This is a genomic window from Trueperaceae bacterium (assembly GCA_036381035.1).
GTDB lineage: Bacteria > Deinococcota > Deinococci > Deinococcales > Trueperaceae > DASRWD01.
Genome location: DASVDQ010000091.1, coordinates 25984 through 42806 on the forward strand (window position 1 = coordinate 25984; position 16823 = coordinate 42806).

Annotated in this window: 14 protein-coding genes; 13 read left to right on the plus strand and 1 reads right to left on the minus strand. The window is 74.3% G+C overall.

The window, feature by feature from the left end:
* Nucleotides 1-102: 102 nt before the first annotated feature.
* A complete protein-coding gene (locus VF202_10690) occupies nt 103-633 on the minus strand; it encodes a GNAT family N-acetyltransferase (protein HEX7040573.1) in 531 nt (176 codons plus the stop codon).
* Nucleotides 634-893: 260 nt separating this feature from the next.
* Here VF202_10690 and VF202_10695 point away from each other — a divergent pair, with 260 nt between their 5' ends.
* The 13 genes from VF202_10695 to VF202_10755 all read left to right on the plus strand — a co-directional run.
* Nucleotides 894-1526 (plus strand): hypothetical protein, encoded by a 633-nt coding sequence (locus VF202_10695; GenBank protein HEX7040574.1) that lies wholly within the window; start codon nt 894-896, stop codon nt 1524-1526.
* A gap of 125 nt (nt 1527-1651) precedes the next feature.
* Nucleotides 1652-2977, plus strand: coding sequence for a hemolysin family protein (locus tag VF202_10700; protein HEX7040575.1), 1326 nt, complete (start codon nt 1652-1654; stop codon nt 2975-2977).
* Nucleotides 2974-4023: a hemolysin family protein gene (locus tag VF202_10705; GenBank protein ID HEX7040576.1), complete on the plus strand. Its 1050-nt coding sequence runs from the start codon at nt 2974-2976 to the stop codon at nt 4021-4023. The genes VF202_10700 and VF202_10705 overlap by 4 nt, the downstream gene beginning before the upstream one ends.
* A gap of 9 nt (nt 4024-4032) precedes the next feature.
* Complete coding sequence (locus tag VF202_10710) at nt 4033-5331, plus strand: MFS transporter (GenBank protein ID HEX7040577.1); 1299 nt, start codon at nt 4033-4035, stop codon at nt 5329-5331.
* 42 nt (nt 5332-5373) lie between these two features.
* Nucleotides 5374-7326: a 3D-(3,5/4)-trihydroxycyclohexane-1,2-dione acylhydrolase (decyclizing) gene (gene iolD, locus VF202_10715; protein ID HEX7040578.1), complete on the plus strand. Its 1953-nt coding sequence runs from the start codon at nt 5374-5376 to the stop codon at nt 7324-7326.
* Complete coding sequence (gene iolG / locus VF202_10720) at nt 7323-8366, plus strand: inositol 2-dehydrogenase (GenBank protein HEX7040579.1); 1044 nt, start codon at nt 7323-7325, stop codon at nt 8364-8366. The genes iolD and iolG overlap by 4 nt, the downstream gene beginning before the upstream one ends.
* Before the next feature lie 58 nt (nt 8367-8424).
* Nucleotides 8425-9390, plus strand: a complete 966-nt coding sequence (locus tag VF202_10725; GenBank protein HEX7040580.1) for a TIM barrel protein — start codon at nt 8425-8427, stop codon at nt 9388-9390.
* The gene (gene iolB, locus VF202_10730; GenBank protein ID HEX7040581.1) at nt 9387-10283 is read left to right on the plus strand and encodes a 5-deoxy-glucuronate isomerase; all 897 of its coding nucleotides are present in this window, start codon (nt 9387-9389) and stop codon (nt 10281-10283) included. The genes VF202_10725 and iolB overlap by 4 nt, the downstream gene beginning before the upstream one ends.
* On the plus strand, nt 10280-11407 hold the full coding sequence (iolC, locus tag VF202_10735) for a 5-dehydro-2-deoxygluconokinase (protein HEX7040582.1): 1128 nt from the start codon (nt 10280-10282) through the stop codon (nt 11405-11407). The genes iolB and iolC overlap by 4 nt, the downstream gene beginning before the upstream one ends.
* Before the next feature lie 155 nt (nt 11408-11562).
* The gene (locus VF202_10740) at nt 11563-12564 is read left to right on the plus strand and encodes an ABC transporter substrate-binding protein (protein ID HEX7040583.1); all 1002 of its coding nucleotides are present in this window, start codon (nt 11563-11565) and stop codon (nt 12562-12564) included.
* A 174-nt stretch (nt 12565-12738) separates the two neighbouring features.
* Nucleotides 12739-14961 carry an iron ABC transporter permease gene (locus VF202_10745; protein HEX7040584.1) on the plus strand — a complete coding sequence of 741 codons (2223 nt, stop codon included), beginning with the start codon at nt 12739-12741 and terminating at the stop codon, nt 14959-14961.
* A 106-nt stretch (nt 14962-15067) separates the two neighbouring features.
* Complete coding sequence (locus tag VF202_10750; protein HEX7040585.1) at nt 15068-16150, plus strand: ATP-binding cassette domain-containing protein; 1083 nt, start codon at nt 15068-15070, stop codon at nt 16148-16150.
* Nucleotides 16129-16823 (plus strand): HAD hydrolase family protein (locus VF202_10755; protein ID HEX7040586.1); only part of this gene is annotated, 695 nt, incomplete at its 3' end. The genes VF202_10750 and VF202_10755, both read left to right, overlap by 22 nt.

Here is a 16823-nt window from a genome sequence, read left to right on the forward strand (position 1 = left end):
CGGCGCGGTGCGCTGCGCCGCGGCGCGGGGCGGCGCCCGGCGGCCGGCCTCCGCGAGCGGCGGCGCCCGGCGGCCGGCCCCGGCGAGCGGCGGCGCCCGGCGTCAGGAGCTCAGCTCGGGCAGGCGGCTGCGTCGCTCGAGCAGCAGGGTGTCGCGCCAGACGCCGTGATGCTTGCCGATGCGCTCGCGACGCCCCACCTCCCTGAACCCGAAGGCGCCGTGCAGCGCGCGCGTGGCGGCGTTCTCGGGGAACACGGCGCTCTGCAGCGTCCAGATGCCGTTCGCCTCCGACTCGGCGATCAGCCGCCCCATCAGCGCCCGGCCGACGCCGCGTCCGCGTGCGCGCTCGGCGACGTAGATGCCCACCTCGGCGACGCCCTTGTAGACCGGCCGGCTGGAGACGGAGGAGAGCGCCGCCCAGCCGAGCACGTCGGCCTCGTCCTCCACCGGGTGGGCCACGAGGCGGCACACCGGCAGCTTGCCGGCCGACCACGTCTCGAAGTCGGCCGGAGCCTCGACCTCGAACGTCGCCTGGCCCGTCGCGATGCCCTCGACGTAGGCCCGGCGCACGCCGGGCCAGTCCTCCGGCCTGAGGGGCCGCACGAGCACGGTCGCGGCTCCTGTCGTCGTCATGGACAGACTCTACCCACGCGCGGTCCGGCATGAGCCGAGCGTGAGAGCGGCGCTCGCCTGTCGCGGCGCATAGGAGAAGCAGGATTAGCTCGGTAAGAGCATCACGAGCGCCCGATGGGCGGCGCGTTAAGGGCGTCTCACTGCCGCGGCGGGCCTTCTCACGGCCGATGGTTAACCGTGGGTCGCGGACGGTCCTCGGCGCGCCGAGGGCCACAGTCGCGAGAGGCCGACCCGCCCCGCGACCACGGAGGGAGGCCACAGTGAACGTGACGACGAACGCCTATGGCAGACCGCTGAGGCGGAGGCTGTTGGGGGCGCTGATGGCGCCCGCCATCGTGCTGGGGCTCGCCGCCTGCGACACGAACCAGGGCATCAGCGCCGAGGACGCCGCCGCCATCAGGGACCAGATACAGCAGGTCGCCGACCGCCTCGACGCGGTCGAGCAGCGCCTCATGGACCTCAGCGCCGAGGGCGAGCAGAACGAGCCGGCGCAGCTGATCAGCGAGGTGCGCGAGGTGAGCAGCGACGTGGGCGAGGCCCGCAGCCTCCTCGACGAGGTGAGCCAGCAGCTCGAGCCGCCCGCCGAGGAGACCGCCCCGCCCGCCGGCGACCCGCTCGCCCCGCCCGCCGGCGACCCGTTGGCTCCGCCTCCCGGCAGCGACCCCCTGGCCCCGCCGGCAGACGACCCGCTCGCCCCGCCTCCTGGCGGCGCCCCCGCGCCCGACGGCGGCCTCGATGCCCCGGCGCCTGACGGCGGCCTGGACACCCCAGCCCCCGACGGCGGGCTCGACTCTCCCGCCTCCGACGACGGCGGCGACCTCCCGCAGGGCGAGGACGGCGGCGAGCCGGCCCCGCTGGACGACCCGCTGGTACCGAACGCGCCCGACCTCTGAGCTGAGGCGCGGCCGCCGCACCAGCGGCTGACACGACGGCCCCGGCCGCGGAGAGCGGCCGGGGCTGACTGTATACTCGGCCGGAACATGGACCTGACTACCCCTCTGGGGTACGCCGGCGGCCTATGAGCGACTGGCTCATGCTCGGCCTCGGCCTTCTGCTCACCGCGGGAACCGGCATCTTCGTCGCCTCCGAGTTCGCGCTCGTGAACCTCGACAGGGCCGTGCTCCAGGCCCGTCAGGAGCGCGGCGAGAAGGGCCTGGCGGCGCTCATCGCGGCGCTGCGCCACGCCTCGACCCACCTCTCCAGCGCCCAGCTCGGCATCACCGTCACCACGCTGCTCACCGGCTACACGATGGAGCCGGCCGTGTCGCGGCTCCTCTCCGGCCCGCTCCTGGACGCGGGCCTGACGAGGGACCTCGTGCGCCCCGCGACCACGGTCGTCGCCGTGGCGCTGGCCACGCTGCTCTCGATGATCTTCGGCGAGCTCGTCCCCAAGAACCTCGCGCTGGCGCTGCCCGAGCTCACGGGCCGGCTCGTCGCGCCACTGCAGATCGCTTTCACGACCGTCTTCGGCCCGTTCGTGCGGCTGCTCAACGGGTTCAGCAACGTGATCGTGAGGGCCTTCGGCGTCGAGCCCCGCGAAGAGCTCTCGTCTGCCAGGACCGTAGAGGAGCTCGCCAGCCTGGTGAGGCACTCGGCCAGCGAGGGCAGCCTCGATCCGCGGGCGGCCACGCTGCTGACGCGGACCCTCGACTTCGCCGAGTTCACCGCCGGGGACGTCATGACCCCGCGCACGCGCATGGTGACGCTGCCCGCGACGGCCACCGCCGCCGACGTCATAGCGCTCGCCCGCGACACGGGGCACTCGCGCTTCCCGATAACCGGGACCGGCATCGACGACGTCATCGGCGTCGTGCACGTGAAGGGGGCGCTCGCGGTCCCCCGCGACGAGCGCGACCTCACGCCCGTGACGGCGTTCATGCGCGAGGTCAGCTTCGTGCCGGACACGCAGACGGTGGCCGTGCTGCTCGGCCACCTCAGGGGCGGCGGCCAGCTCGCCGTGGTCCTCGACGAGTACGGCGGGACGGCCGGCGTCGTGACGCTCGAGGACCTGGTCGAGGAGCTCGTGGGCGAGGTCGCCGACGAGCACGACAGGCGCGAGGCCGTCCCCCGCCGGTGGCCGGACGACTCCTGGACGCTGCCCGGCATGCTGCGCCTCGACGAGGTCGAGGAGCGCGTGGGCCTGCGCGTGCCGGAGGACGAGGACTACGACACCCTGGGCGGCTTCGTGATGGCCGCGCTCGGCAAGGTGCCGGAGCGCGGCGACGCCGTCGCGGTGCCGGGGGGCCGGCTGATCGTCACGCGCATGGACGGCCTGCGGGTCGACAGGCTGCGGTTCGTGCCCTCACCCCCCGACGACGCCGTGGAGGACGGGGCCGAAGGGTGAACGGCTGGTGGGGCATCTTCTGGCTGGTCGTCCTCCTGGCCGGCAACGCCTTCTTCGTGGCCGCCGAGTTCGCCGTCCTGGCCGCCAGGCGCGCGCAGGTGGAGCCGCTGGCCGAGGCCGGCAACCCGGCGGCGCGGGTCGCGCTGTGGGCGATGGAGCACGCCTCGCTGATGCTGGCCTGCTCGCAGCTCGGCATCACCGTCTGCTCCCTGCTGATCCTCAACGTCTCCGAGCCGTCGATCCACCGCCTGGTGGAGGGTCCGCTGCACGCCCTGGGCCTGAGCGAGTCGCTGACCTCCGGCGTGTCGTTCGCCCTCGCGCTGGTGCTCGTCACCTTCCTGCACGTCACGCTCGGCGAGATGGTGCCGAAGAACATCGCCTTCTCGCGCCCCGGTCCGTCGGTGCTGCTCCTCGGGCCCGCGCTGGCCGGCGTGGCCCGCGTCACGCGACCGGCGATCACGGCTCTCGACCGCACCGCGAACTGGTTCGTGAGGCGCCTGGGCGTGGAGCCGCGGGGGGAGGCTACGGCGGCCTTCACCCTCGACCAGGTCGCGACCATAGTGGCCGAGTCGGAGCGGGCGGGGCTGTTCAGGGACGTGAGCGGCACCGTCACGAAGGCGTTCGAGTTCACCGCCAAGCGCGCGAGCGACCTGGCCGTGCCGCTGCGCTCGCTGGTGACCCTGCCGCGCCGCGTCACGCCTCGGGAGGTGGAGGAGGCCGTCGGCAGGCACGGGCACTCGCGCTACGTCCTCGTGGACGAGCGCGGGGAGATGGTCGGCTACGTCCACTTCAAGGACGTGATCGCGTTGCCCGATTCGTCGGTGGACGCGCCGCTGCCCGAGCGCAGCGTCAGGCGCCTCGCCGCCGTGCCGGGGGACGCCGAGGCCGAGGAGGTGCTCGCCTTCATGCGCAGCTCCGGCTCGCACCTCGCCGTCGTCAGGGGCGCCGCGGGCGAGGTCCTCGGCGTGCTCTTCCTCGAGGACATCGTCGAGGAGCTGATAGGCGAGGTGCGCGACATCTCGAGCCGCCGCGCCGCCGAGGTGTAGTCTGCCCGGGTGACGACGCCAGCCGGCGCCCTCCAGGCCGTCGAGCCGGCCACCTACGACGAGGAGCTGAGGCGCGTGCAGGCGCGCCGCATCACCGGCGCGCTCCTCGTCGGCCAGAGCCTCGGCTCGGCCGGCACGGTGGCCGCGGCCACCGTCGCCGCGATCGTCGGGGCGGAGCTGTCCGGCCTCACGTCGCTCGCCGGCCTCCCGGCGGCCGTGAACCAGGTGGGCATCGCCGTGGGCTCGCTGGCGTGGAGCCGCCTCTCGGACACGCTCGGCCGGCGCGGCGCGCTCAGCCTGGCGCTGGTCACGGGTGCCCTCGGCGCCGCTCTCGCCATGACAGGCGTCGCGCTCGGCAGCCTGCCGCTCGTGCTCCTCGGCCTCGTGGTGTCCGGCTCCGGCAACGCGGCCGTGCAGCTCGGCCGCTTCGTGGCCGCCGAGGTGACGCCGCGGGCGCAGCGCGCCCGCGCCATCGCCACCGTGGTGCTGGGCGGCACGGTGGGCAGCGTGCTCGGACCCGCCCTCGTCGCGCCCACCGGCCGCCTCATGGAGTCGCTGGGCCTCAGCGAGATCGCCGGCCCCTACATCGCCACGGCGGTCGGGTTCCTCCTGACGGCGGCGCTGCTGTTCACGTTCCTGCGCCCCGAGCCGCGGCTGATCGGCGCGGCGCTGGGGGCGCGGGAGCGCGGCCGGGCCGAGGAGGCCCCGCCCCGCACGGTGCGGGAGATGCTCGGCGACGCCAACGTGCGCGCGGCCGTCACCTGCATAGTCACGGCGCACATGGTCATGGTCGGGCTGATGCAGATGACGTCCCTGCACATGCACGACCACGACCACTCGCTGGCGAGCATCTCGGTCGTCTTCTCGAGCCACACGTTCGGCATGTTCGCTTTCTCCGTGGTGTCCGGCTGGCTCACCGACAGGTGGGGCCGCAAGCGCGTGGCCACGCTCGGCGCCGCGATCCTGCTCGCCGCCTGCGCCCTGGCGCCCCTCTCCCCGAGCGTGCCGCCGGTGGCCTTCGCCCTGTTCCTGCTGGGCCTGGGCTGGAACCTCTGCTACGTCTCCGGCTCGGCGCTGCTCTCCGACGCGCTGTCCACGGCCGAGAAGGGGCGCATGCAGGGCTTCAACGACCTGCTCGTCGGCGGCTCCGCCGCGGCGGCCGCGCTGCTGGGCGGCCTCGTGATGGCCACCGCCGGCTACACGGTCATGGCCATCCTGGGCTTCGTGGCGACCCTGCCCCTGCTGGTTCTCGTGGTCCGCCTGCCCGCCGTGCGCGTCAGCGTCGCCGGCGCCGCCGGCAGCGACTGAGCCCGGTCCCCCCTCACTGCCGTGTGGTAGGCATATGCGCAGATGCCGACACTGAGGGCCACGGTCGGCCAGGCCGTGGTCAGGTTCCTGGCCGCCCAGTACAGCGAGCGCGACGGCGCTAGGCGCCGGCTCGTGCCCGGCGTGTGGGCGATCTTCGGCCACGGCAACGTGGCCGGCCTGGGGCAGGCGCTGGAGGAGCTCGGCGACGAGCTCGAGCTGCCCACGTACCGCCCGCAGAACGAGCAGGCCATGGTGCACGCCGCGGCGGCCTACGCCAAGCACGTCAACAGGCTTGCCACGTTCGCCTGCACGGCCTCGATAGGCCCCGGCAGCGCGAACATGCTCACGGCCGCGGCCGGCGCGACGATCAACCGCCTGCCCGTGCTGCTCCTGCCCTCCGACCTCTTCGCCTCGCGGCGGCCCGACCCGGTGCTGCAGCAGCTCGAGCACCCGCTCGAGCACGACGTCACCGTCAACGACGCGTTCCGGCCGGTGTCGCGCTTCTTCGCCCGCGTCGACAGGCCGGAGCAGCTCCTCTCGGTGCTGCCCGCCGCGATGCGCGTGCTGACGGACCCGGTCGAGACCGGCGCCGTGACGATCGCGCTGCCCGAGGACGTGCAGGCCGAGGCGTTCGACTGGCCGGCGGCGTTCTTCGAGGAGCGCGTGTGGCGCGTGCCCCGCCCGGTGCCGGAGCCGGAGGCCGTGGCCGCGGCGGCCGACGTGCTCCGCGAGGCCGAGCGGCCGCTGATCGTCGCCGGCGGCGGCGTCGTCTACTCCGAGGCCACCGCCGAGCTGGCCGCCTTCGCGGAGCGCCACGGCGTGCCGGTCGTCGAGACGCAGGCGGGCAAGGGCGCACTGCCCTGGGACCACCCGTGGAACGCCGGCCCCGTGGGGGCCAACGGCGGCAGCGCCGCGAACGAGCTCGCCGCCGAGGCCGACGTGATCCTCGCGGTGGGCACGCGCCTCTCCGACTTCACGACGGCCTCGATGACGGCCTTCCGTAGGCCCGGCGTGCGGTTCGTGGGGCTCAACGTCGCCCCCGCCGACGCCTTCAAGGTCGGGGCGGTGCCCCTCGTCGCCGACGCCAGGCGCGGCCTGGCGGCCCTGTCGCGGTCCCTCGGCGGTTGGCGCGCGCCGGAGCTCTACGCCCTCGAGGTCACGAGCCTCAAGGACGCCTGGCACGGCGAGGTGGACAAGCTGCGCCGCCTGGGCCCGCCCGTCGCCGCGACCGGCGGCGGGGGCGAGGAGGGCCCCAGCGAGCGCGTCCCCGGCGCGATGATCTCGCAGGCCGAGGTGATCGGCATCGTCAACGAGGTGTTCGGGGGCCGCGCGACCGCGATCAACGCCGCCGGCAGCATGCCCGGCGACCTCATGAAGCTGTGGCGCCCCGAGGACCCGAAGGCCTACCACGTCGAGTACGGCTTCTCGTGCATGGGCTACGAGATCCCGGCCGGCATCGGCGTCAAGCTCGCCGAGCCCGAGCGCGAGGTCGTCGTGTTCATCGGCGACGGCTCTTACCTGATGGCGAACTCCGAGATCGTCACGGCCGTCGCCGAGGGCCTCAGCCTCACCGTGGTCGTCGTCGACAACCACGGCTTCCAGTCGATCCACGGGCTGCAGCGCTCGGTCGGCTCGCCGTCGTTCGGGAACGAGCTGAGGGCGCGGGACCGGCGCACGGGCCGGCTGGACGGGCCCGTGGTGAGCGTCGACTACGCGTCGCACGCCGCCGCCATGGGCGCCGCCGCCGTGGAGGCGCACTCCGCGGCAGACCTGAGGTCGGCGCTGGAGGCGGCGCGCGCCGCCCAGGGCGTCACCGTGGTCGTCGTGCGCGTGCACCCCGAGCGCCGCGTGGGCTCGTACGGGTCGTGGTGGGACGTGCCCGTGGCCGAGGTCTCCGGCCGGGCCAGCGTGCGGGCGGCCCGCGAGGCGTACGAGGAGGCCAGGCGGCGCGCCGTGGAGCACCGCGCCGGCGCGACGGCGGAGGTGGAGGCATGAGCGGGCCCGCGGGCCTGGGCGTCGCGGTGGTCGGGGCCGGCCGCATCGGCGCGCTGCACGCCCGCCACCTGCTGGGCGCCGTCGAGGGCGCCAGGCTGGTCATGGTCGTGGACCCCGACGCCGCCGCCGCGGAGCGGGCGGCCGGGGGCGCGGCCCGCGTGGCGACTGGTATCGAGGAGGCGCTGCACGACCCCGCCGTCGACGCCCTGGTGATCGCCTCGCCCACCGACAGGCACTTCGAGCAGCTCCAGGCCGTAGCCGCCGCCGGCAAGCCGGTCTTCTGCGAGAAGCCCGTGGCGCGCACCCTCGCCGCCACCGAGGCGGCGCTCCGCGCCGTCGTCTCCGCCGGCGTGCCGTTCCAGATCGGCTTCAACAGGCGCTTCGACCCCGCCTACGCCGAGGTGGCGCGGGCCGTGCGCGCCGGCGAGATCGGCAGGGTCGAGCTGTTCCGCAGCCAGTCCACGGACCCGGCCCCGCCGCCCGAGGAGTACGTGGCGGTGTCCGGCGGCTTCTTCCGCGACTCGGTGATCCACGACCTCGACACCGCCCGCTTCGTCGCCGGCGAGGTCACGCACGTCACGGCGCTCGGGCGCGTGCTCGTGGACGAGCGCTTCGCCAGGCACCGCGACGTGGACACCAGCGTCGTGACCCTCGAGTTCGCCTCGGGCGCGCTGGGCGTGGTCATGAACTCCCGCCGCGCCGTCTACGGCCACGACCTGCGCGTGGAGGTGCACGGCTCGGGCGGGCGCCTGGTGGCCGAGGACGAGCGCGCCACGAAGGTGTGGCGCTACGACGCCAAGGGCATGCACGGCGACTTCCAGAGCCACTTCCTCGTGCGCTTCAAGGAGGCCTACCGGCGCGAGCTGGAGGCGTTCGTGCGCGCGCTCCGCGAGGGCAGGGAGCCGGAGCCGGGGCCGCGCGACGCGATCGAGTCGCTGCGGCTCGCCGAGGCGGCGCAGGCGAGCCTCGAGTCGGGGGGCCGCGTGGCCGTGAGCGACGTGGCGAGCGGCGCGCCGGCCGAGGGGAGGGCGACGGCGTGACGCTACGGCCCTCCGCTGCGCGAGCCACGAACGCCCTGGCCGAGGGGAGTGCGAGGGCGTGACCGTCCAGCGCACCGCCATACGCGTGGCGAACGCACCCTGCTCGTGGGGCACGATCGAGGGCTTCGGCCAGAAGACGCCGTGGCACGTGATGCTCGACGAGCTGGCCGGCACCGGTTACGTGGGCACCGAGCTGGGCGACCTGGGCTACATGCCCACGGACCCCGGGGTGCTGAGGGCGGAGCTCGACCGGCGCGGCCTGGTGATGCTGGGTGGCTTCGAAGGCGTGCCGCTGCGCCGGCCCGGGGTGGTAGCCGAGCGGAGGGAGCGCCTACTGGCGGTGGCCCGCCACCTCGCCGCACTCGCCGATGAGGGGCGCGCCGGCCGTGCTCCGTACTTCATCCTCGCCGACGAGACGCGGGGGGACCCGGTGAGGACGGCGAAAGCCGGGCGCATCTCGGCAGGAGACGCGCTGCCGCCCGAGGAGTTCGCCGTCTTCGTGCGCAACGCCCAGGAGATCGCGCGGCTGGTGGCCGGCGAGACGGGCCTCAGGACGCTCTTCCACCACCACTGCGCGGCGTTCGTCGAGACGCCGGAGGAGATCGCCCGGTTCCTCGACGCCACCGAGCCGGGGCTCATCGACCTGGTGTTCGACACCGGCCACTACACGTACGGCTGCGGCGTGCCGGACGAGCCGGCCGAGCCCCCGGGCAGCGGGCGCCTGGCCCTCGAAGGGCTGAGGCGCTTCTGGGACCGCGTGCCTTACGTGCACCTCAAGGACTGCCACCCGGGCGTGGCGGCGCGCTGCCGGGCCGAGGGTCTCGACTACACGCAGGCGATCGCCGCCGGCGTCTTCTGCGAGCTCGGACGGGGCAGCGTGGACCTGCGGGGCATCGTGGCCTTCCTGCGCGAGCGGGGCTACGACGACTGGTTGACGGTGGAGCAGGACGTGATCCCCGGCATGGGCACGCCGCGGGAGAGCGCCGCGCGCAACCGCGAGGCGCTGCGAGGCCTGGGGCTGTGACGGGCTCGGGCGGCGACGACCTCGCGACCGGCGCCGAGCTCGCCCGCGGTCGCCACGTGGCGCGCCGCGCGCCGGGGAGCGGCGGCGACGTCGTCGTCACGCCGGAGACGGCCGGCTGGGAGCACCTCTGGTTCGAGGTGCGGACGCTCCAGCCGGGCCAGCGCTTCGAGCACGTCGAGGAGGGGCGGGAGACCTGCGTGGTCGTCCTGTCCGGCTCGGGCGTGCTGGAGCTCAACGGCGAGGAGAAGAGGTTCGCGGGCCGCGCCAGCCCCTTCGCGGGGCTCCCGCACGCCCTCTACGCGCCGCCGCGGACGCCCTGCGGCGTGCGCGCCGAGACCGCGGTCGAGCTGGGCATCGGCGGCGCCGCGGCGTCCGGCCGCCTGCCGCCGCGGTTCATCGGCCCCGGCGACGTGAAGGTGGAGATGCGCGGCGGCCACAACGCCCTGCGGCAGATCACCCACGTGCTCGACCCCGGCGACGCCGAGCGCCTGCTGTGCGTCGAGGTCTACACGCCGTCCGGGAACTGGTCGAGCTACCCGCCCCACCGCCACGACGAGCACGTGCCCGGCGTGGAGGTGGACCTCGACGAGGTCTACCACTACCGCATCGCGCCGCCGGGCGGCTTCGCGCTGCAGCGCCTCTACGACGACGCCCGCGACCTCGACGACGTCGTCGTCGTGAGGGACGGCGACACCGTGCTGGTGCGGCGCGGCTACCACCCCGTCGTGATGGCGCCCGGCTTCGACGGCTACTACCTGAACTTCCTCGCCGGCGAGGAGCCGAGCTGGGTGGCGCGCGACGAGCCAGACCTGGCCTGGGTGCGGGGCAGCTGGGAGGGCAGGGACGACCGCCTGCGCCTGCCGCTCGGGCCGCCGCAGCGGGAGGAGCGTTGACGAACGCGGCGGGCCGTGGGCCGGACGCCCCGGCGGGAGGAGCGTCGACGGCCCCTGGGAGCGGCGCGTCGGCCGCCACGGAGCCTCGGCGGTCGTCGGGCGCCGCGGGCGCGGCGCCGCGCTTCGACCTGCTGGCGATGGGGCGCTCGTCGATCGACCTCTACGCCAACGACATCGGCGCGGCGTTCGAGGACGTCACGTCCTTCGCCGCCTACGTGGGCGGCAGCCCGCTGAACATCGCCGTGGGGGCGCGACGCCTCGGACTGAGGACGGCGCTGCTGACGGCCGTGGGCGACGACAAGGTCGGCGAGTTCATCCTGGCGTTCCTGCGCCGCGAGGGCGTCGACACGTCGTGGGTGCCGGTCAAGCCGGGGCGGCGCAGCAGCGCCGTGGTGCTCGGCATCGAGCCGCCGGACAGGTTCCCGCTCGTCTACTACCGCGACAACGCCGCCGACTTCGCCCTCGACATCGACGACGTCCTGTCAGCGCCCGTGGCCGACGCGGCCGCCCTCGAGGTGTCCGGCACCGGGCTCGCCGTCGAGCCGTCGCGCAGCGCGACGTTCCGGGCCGTGGAGCTGGCGCGGGCCGGCGGGCGGACCGTCTACCTCGACCTCGACTTCCGCGCCGACCAGTGGCACGACCTCCGCGCCTACGGCGTCACCGTGCGGGCGCTGCTGCCGCTCGTGGACGTCGTCATCGGCACCGAGGAGGAGTTCAGGGCCGCCGCACTCGAGTCGCAGGCCGACGTGGTGGTGGCGCACCAGCAGGTGTCGGCGCCGGCGGTGAGGGGCGACCTCGGCGCGGCCATGGCGCGGCTGCGCGAGCGCGCGCCGAGCGCGACGCTGGTCGTGAAGCGCGGCGCGCGCGGGGCGACCGTCCACCTGGCCGACGGCACGGAGCTGGACGCGCCCGGCTTCCCCGTGGAGGTCGTGAACGTCCTCGGCGCCGGCGACGCGTTCGCCGCCGGGCTGATCTACGGGCGCGCCCGGGGGTGGGGCTGGCGCGAGAGCGCGCGCCTGGGCAACGCCTGCGGGGCCATAGTCGTCACGCGTCACGGCTGCGCGAACTTCATGGCCACGTTGGACGAGGCGCTGGCCCTGGCCGACGCGCACGGCGGTCTGTGAGCGTCTAGCCGAACCGGCTCCGCGCGGCGGTGACGGCGCCGTTTGACACGTCCACGACGGCGGCGGTACCCTCCTGCCACATCTGATGCGGTTCGGGCGCCGCGACGGGCGCGCTCTCACGAGGGGCGCGCGCGCGTGCGTCAGAAGGAGTGGACATGAAGCGACTGGTGCTAGTCCTCGCCGCCGTCCTGGCCCTGTGCGGCACCGCCGCCGCGCAGCGCGTGAACGTGCTGTGCTCTCCCGACCTCGCCTGGTGCGAGGCCCTGGGACCGGCCTTCAAGGCGGCCACGGGGATCGACCTCGAGTTCATCAGGCTGTCGTCGCAGGACGCGCTGGCGCGCCTGCGCGCCGAGGCCGCGAACCCCGTCTTCGACGTCTGGTTCGGCGGCACCGGCGACCCGCACCTCGTGGCCGCGACCGAGGGCCTCACCGAGTTCTACCAGCCGACGGTCTGGGACCAGCTCAACCCCGACCTCGTGGCCCAGGTGGGCGGCACCTACATCCCGCTGTACGCCGGCGCCATCGGCTTCGTCGTCAACGAGGAGGCGCTGGGCGGGAAGCCGCTCCCGCAGAGCTGGGAGGACCTCACCGACCCGCAGTACAAGGGCCTCATCGCCATGCCAGACCCGAACAGCTCCGGCACGGCGTACACGATCATCGCGACCCTCGTGCAGATCTTCGGCGAGGACCGCGCCTTCGAGATCCTCGAGGGCATCCACAGGAACATCGCGCAGTACACGAGCTCGGGGGCGGCTCCCGGCCAGCTCGCCGGGCGCGGCGAGGTGGCCATCGCCATCCAGTTCATGCACGACGGCGTGAAGTTCGCCCTGCAGGGCTTCCCCCTCACCGTCTACGCGCCCTCCGAGGGCACCGGCTACGAGATCGGCGGCCTCAGCCTCATCAAGGGCGCGCCCAACCGCGACGAGGCCATCCAGTTCATCGAGTGGGCGCTGACCCCCGAGGCGCAGATGATCGCGGCGCAGCAGGGCGACTCGTTCCAGCTGCCCTCGAACGTGAACACGCCGGTCCCCGAGGCGTCACCGAACCTCGACGAGATCAACCTCATCGACTACGACTTCGAACGCTTCGGCTCCCCAGAGGTCCGTGACGCTCTCGTCGCCCGCTGGACGAACGAGATCTTCCCTCTCCCTCGCTGAGGTGATCGCGCGCGCGGTCGGGCCCCGGACCGGGGCCCGACCGCGCCGGCGCGGGGACCGGCGCGCCTGGACCTTCGGCCGGGCGCGGCGCGGAGCCCCCCGCGGACCGGCGTCTCGCGGATCCACCGGTAGCCTGCCGCGCCGCGTCGCGGCGCACGACGCAGGGGTCGGGGCTTGAGCGTCTCGTCCCCGACCGCCGCGGGGCGCGTCGGCGCGCCCCGCTTCAGCGCGGCGCTGCTGCCCGCCGTCCTGACGCTGGTCGGCCTCCTCGCCCTGCCGCTGGGCCGGCCCGACCGGCCCTTCCTCACCCTCGACCCGAGCCTCTACGCCACCGCGATCGGCGGGCCGCTGGTGTGGGCCGTGCTCGTCGCCACCGCCGCCGCGCTGGTCGTGAGCCTGCTGCCGCTGAGGACCGCGCCGCGCGGCGACGCCGTCCTCGTCACCGCCGGCGTCGCGCTGGCGAGCCTCCTGGCGTGGCTCCTGAGCACGGGCACGCCGTTCGGCTTGGGCTCGCTGGCGGGGCTCGTCGGCCTGACGCTGGCGTTGGGGGCGGGCCTCAGCGAGTCCGGGCGGGTGCGGAGCGACCCGTTCGTGGCCTCGAGCATCCTCTTCGTCGCGTCGTTCGTCCTGCTGTTCATCCTCTACCCGCTCTTCACCGTGCTCAGGGGCGCGGTGTGGATCGACGGACGCTTCGACCTCACGGTCCTGGCGGCCACGCTCAGGCACCCGCTCTTCTTCGTGCTCGACAACCCCGCGACCCCGGCGAACGAGGGGTCGCTGGCGCTGCGCTGGGGCGTGGGAGGGGCGGGGGTCGGCCTGGTCGTAGCGCTCCTGGCGCGGGTCAGGGCCGGCCGCGCCGTCCTCCTCACGGTCGGCCTCGCGGCGGCCGGCGTCGTCGTGGGCGTCCTCGTCTACGGCAGCGGCGCGCTCGTGACGAGCCTGGCCGTGGTCCTCATCGTCGCTCCGCTCTGCACGCTCCTGGGACTGGCCTTCGCGATCCTGGGCCAGCGCGCCAGCTCCGGCCTCGTGCGGCGCTCGCTGGGCGTGATCAGCGTCCTGCCCATCATCACGCCGCCCTTCATCCTCGCCTTCGCGATGGTCTTCCTGCTGGGCCGGCGCGGCCTGGTGACCTACAACCTGCTCGGCCTGTCGTCGAACTGGATCTACGGGATCCCCGGCGTCGCCATCGCGCAGGTGCTGGCGTTCACGCCCGTCGCCTACCTGCTCCTGCGGGGGGCGATCGGCTCGCTCAACCCCGCGCTCGAGGAGGCGGCGCAGACGCTCGGCGCGCGTCCGGGCGTGACCCTGCGCACCGTGACGTGGCCGCTGCTGCGGCCCGCCCTGGCGGCCTCGTTCCTGCTCTCGATGATCGAGTCGCTGGCCGACTTCGGCAACCCCGTCGTGCTGGGCGGCAACAGGCGCTACCTGGCGAAGGAGGTCTACCTCTCGCTCACGGGGCGCTTCAACCCCCGCGAGGCCGCCGTCTACGGCGTGGCGCTGCTGGCGCTGGTGCTGCTGGCGTTCTTCCTGCAGCGCTGGTGGCTGGGCGGCTCGTCGTTCATCACCGTCACCGGCAAGCCGTCGGCGGGCGCGCTGGCGCGCCTGCCGCGCGGCCTCGAGGCGCTGCTCACCGGCCTGCTCGTGCTGTGGGCGCTGTTCGTGGCGGCGCTCTACGCCTCGGTGGTCCTGGGCTCGTTCACCCAGCTCTGGGGCGTGAACTACACGCTCACGCTGCAGAACTACCAGGACTTCATGATCGCGGGCTGGCCGACCTTCCTCTACACGCTGCGGGTGGCGGCCCTGAGCGCCCTGCCGGCGATGCTGCTGGGCCTGCTCGTCGCTTTCCTCATCGCGCGGCAGGAGTTCTTCGGTCGACGGCTCATCGAGTTCGGCTCTCTGCTCTCGTTCGCCACGCCCGGCACCGTGATGGGCGTGGCCTACATCTTCGCCTTCAACACCGGTCCGTGGCTGATGACCTCGACGGCCACGATCATCGTGCTGGCCCTCGTGTTCAGGAACATGCCGGTGGCGATACGCTCGGCGGTCGCGGGCCTCTCGCAGGTGGACCCTAGCCTCGAGGAGGCCTCGACGATGCTGCGGGCGCGGTCCTGGACGACGCTGAGGCGGGTGCTCTTCCCGCTGCTCGTGAACGTCGTCGTCACCGGCCTCGTCTACGCCTTCGTGCGGGCCGTGACGGCCATCAGCCAGGTGATCTTCCTCGTCAGCCCCGGCAACCAGCTCGCCACGGTGCTGCTGCTCGGCTGGGTCGAGCAGGGCCAGCTCGGCCGCGCGGCGGCCATGGGGACGGTGCTCATCGTCTCGATGCTGTTGCTCATACTCCTGGTGCTGGCGTTGGCGCGCCGGTTAGGCTCACGCATGGTGGAGGTGACGCCGTGAGGTCCGCGCCCCGGGCGGCCCGCCCGCGCGGTCGCGGACCGATGCCCCCGATCGGCCGCTCCGTGCGCGCCCCATGCGGCCGCCCGCGCCGCGCGGAGGCGGCGCCGTGACCGCGGTGACCGCGAGCCGCGCCGGCGAGGACGTCCGCGGCTCGGCGAGCGTGAGGCTGCGCGGCCTCGTCAAGCGCTTCGGGCGCGACGTCCTGGCGGTGGACGGCGTCGACCTCGACGTCGGCCGCGGGGAGCTCGTCACGCTCCTCGGGCCGTCGGGCTGCGGGAAGACGACGATCCTGCGCATGATCGCCGGCCTGGAGGAGCCGACGGACGGCCGTATCGTCCTCGACGACGACGACGTCACGCGGCTGCCCGCCTACCTGCGCGACGTCACGATGGTCTTCCAGAGCTACGCGCTCTTCCCCCACATGAGCGTCTACGAGAACGTCGCCTACGGCCTCAAGGTGGCCCGGCGCCCGGCGGGGGAGACGCGCCGGCGGGTGCAGGAGGCGCTGGAGATGGTGGGCCTGTCGGGCCTGGGCGACAGGTCGACGAACGCGCTCTCCGGCGGACAGCAGCAGCGCGTGGCGCTGGCGCGGGCGCTGGTCATCGAGCCGCGGGTGCTGCTCTTCGACGAGCCGCTCTCGAACCTCGACGCCAAGCTCAGGCGCCGCGTGCGCGACGACATCAGGGAGCTGCAGCAGCGCCTCGGCATCACCAGCGTCTACGTGACGCACGACCAGGAGGAGGCCCTGGCGATAAGCGACCGCATCGTGGTCATGCGCGACGGCCACATCGAGCAGCAGGGCGCCCCGCACGAGCTCTACGCCAGGCCGGCCACCCGCTTCGTCGCCGACTTCATCGGCTCGGCGAACTTCCTGCCCGGCACCTTCGACGGCGCCGCCGTCGAGGTCATGGGCTACCGGGTGCCGCACGCGCAGGACGCCGCCAAGGGGCCGGTGACGGTCATGGTCCGACCCGAGGCCATCGAGTTCGCGCCGGAGGGGGAGCCTGGCCTCGCGGCCACGCTGCGCCACGGCGCCTACCTGGGCCCTTTCACCGAGTTCCGCTTCGACCTGGGCGGCCAGGAGCTCTACGCGACGATCTGGGGCGGCGGGCTCACGACGGCGCGCCCCGGCGACGAGGTGAGGCTGAGGTTCAAGCCGGCCGGCCTGTGGCTGCTGCCGCCGGCGTGACGCCGGAGGCGGCGGCTGGCGCGCTCGAGCCGGGGCGGCCGGTCAGGGTCCTCGCCTGCGACGTCGACGGCTGCCTGGCCGCGGCCGGCCACGCCGACTACGACCTGCGGGCCTTCTCCCGCCTGGCCGAGCTCAACCGCCTCGCGGCGCGCGACGAGACCGTGCCGGCCCTGACGCTGGTGACGGGACGTCCGCACGCCTACGTCGACGCCCTGTCCCAGGCCCTGGCCATCGACCTGCCGATGTCTTTCGAGAACGGCGCCGGACTCGCCACCAGGCGGCCCTACGGCTACCGGCTCGACCCGCGGGCCGAGGCGGGTCTGCCGGCGCTGCGGCGCTTGGCCGCCGCCGTGGAGGCCTCGGGCCACCTCATCCTGCAGCCGGGCAAGCTGGCGAGCCTCAGCGTCTTCCCGCGCGCCGCCGGCGCGGACCTGGACGGCCTGACCGCCGAGGTGGCCGCGCTCGTCGAGCGTCTGGGCCTCGACCTCGTGGTGGACCCTTCGACCGACTGCGTGAACGTGCTGGTCCCCGGCGTCGACAAGGCCACCGGGTTCGCCTGGCTCTGCGAGGAGCTGGGCCTGGAGCCCGCGGAGGTGGCGGGCGTGGGCGACAGCGTGGGCGACGCGGCGTGGCTGGCGTCCTGCGGCGTGAGCTTCGCGCCGGCGAACGCCGT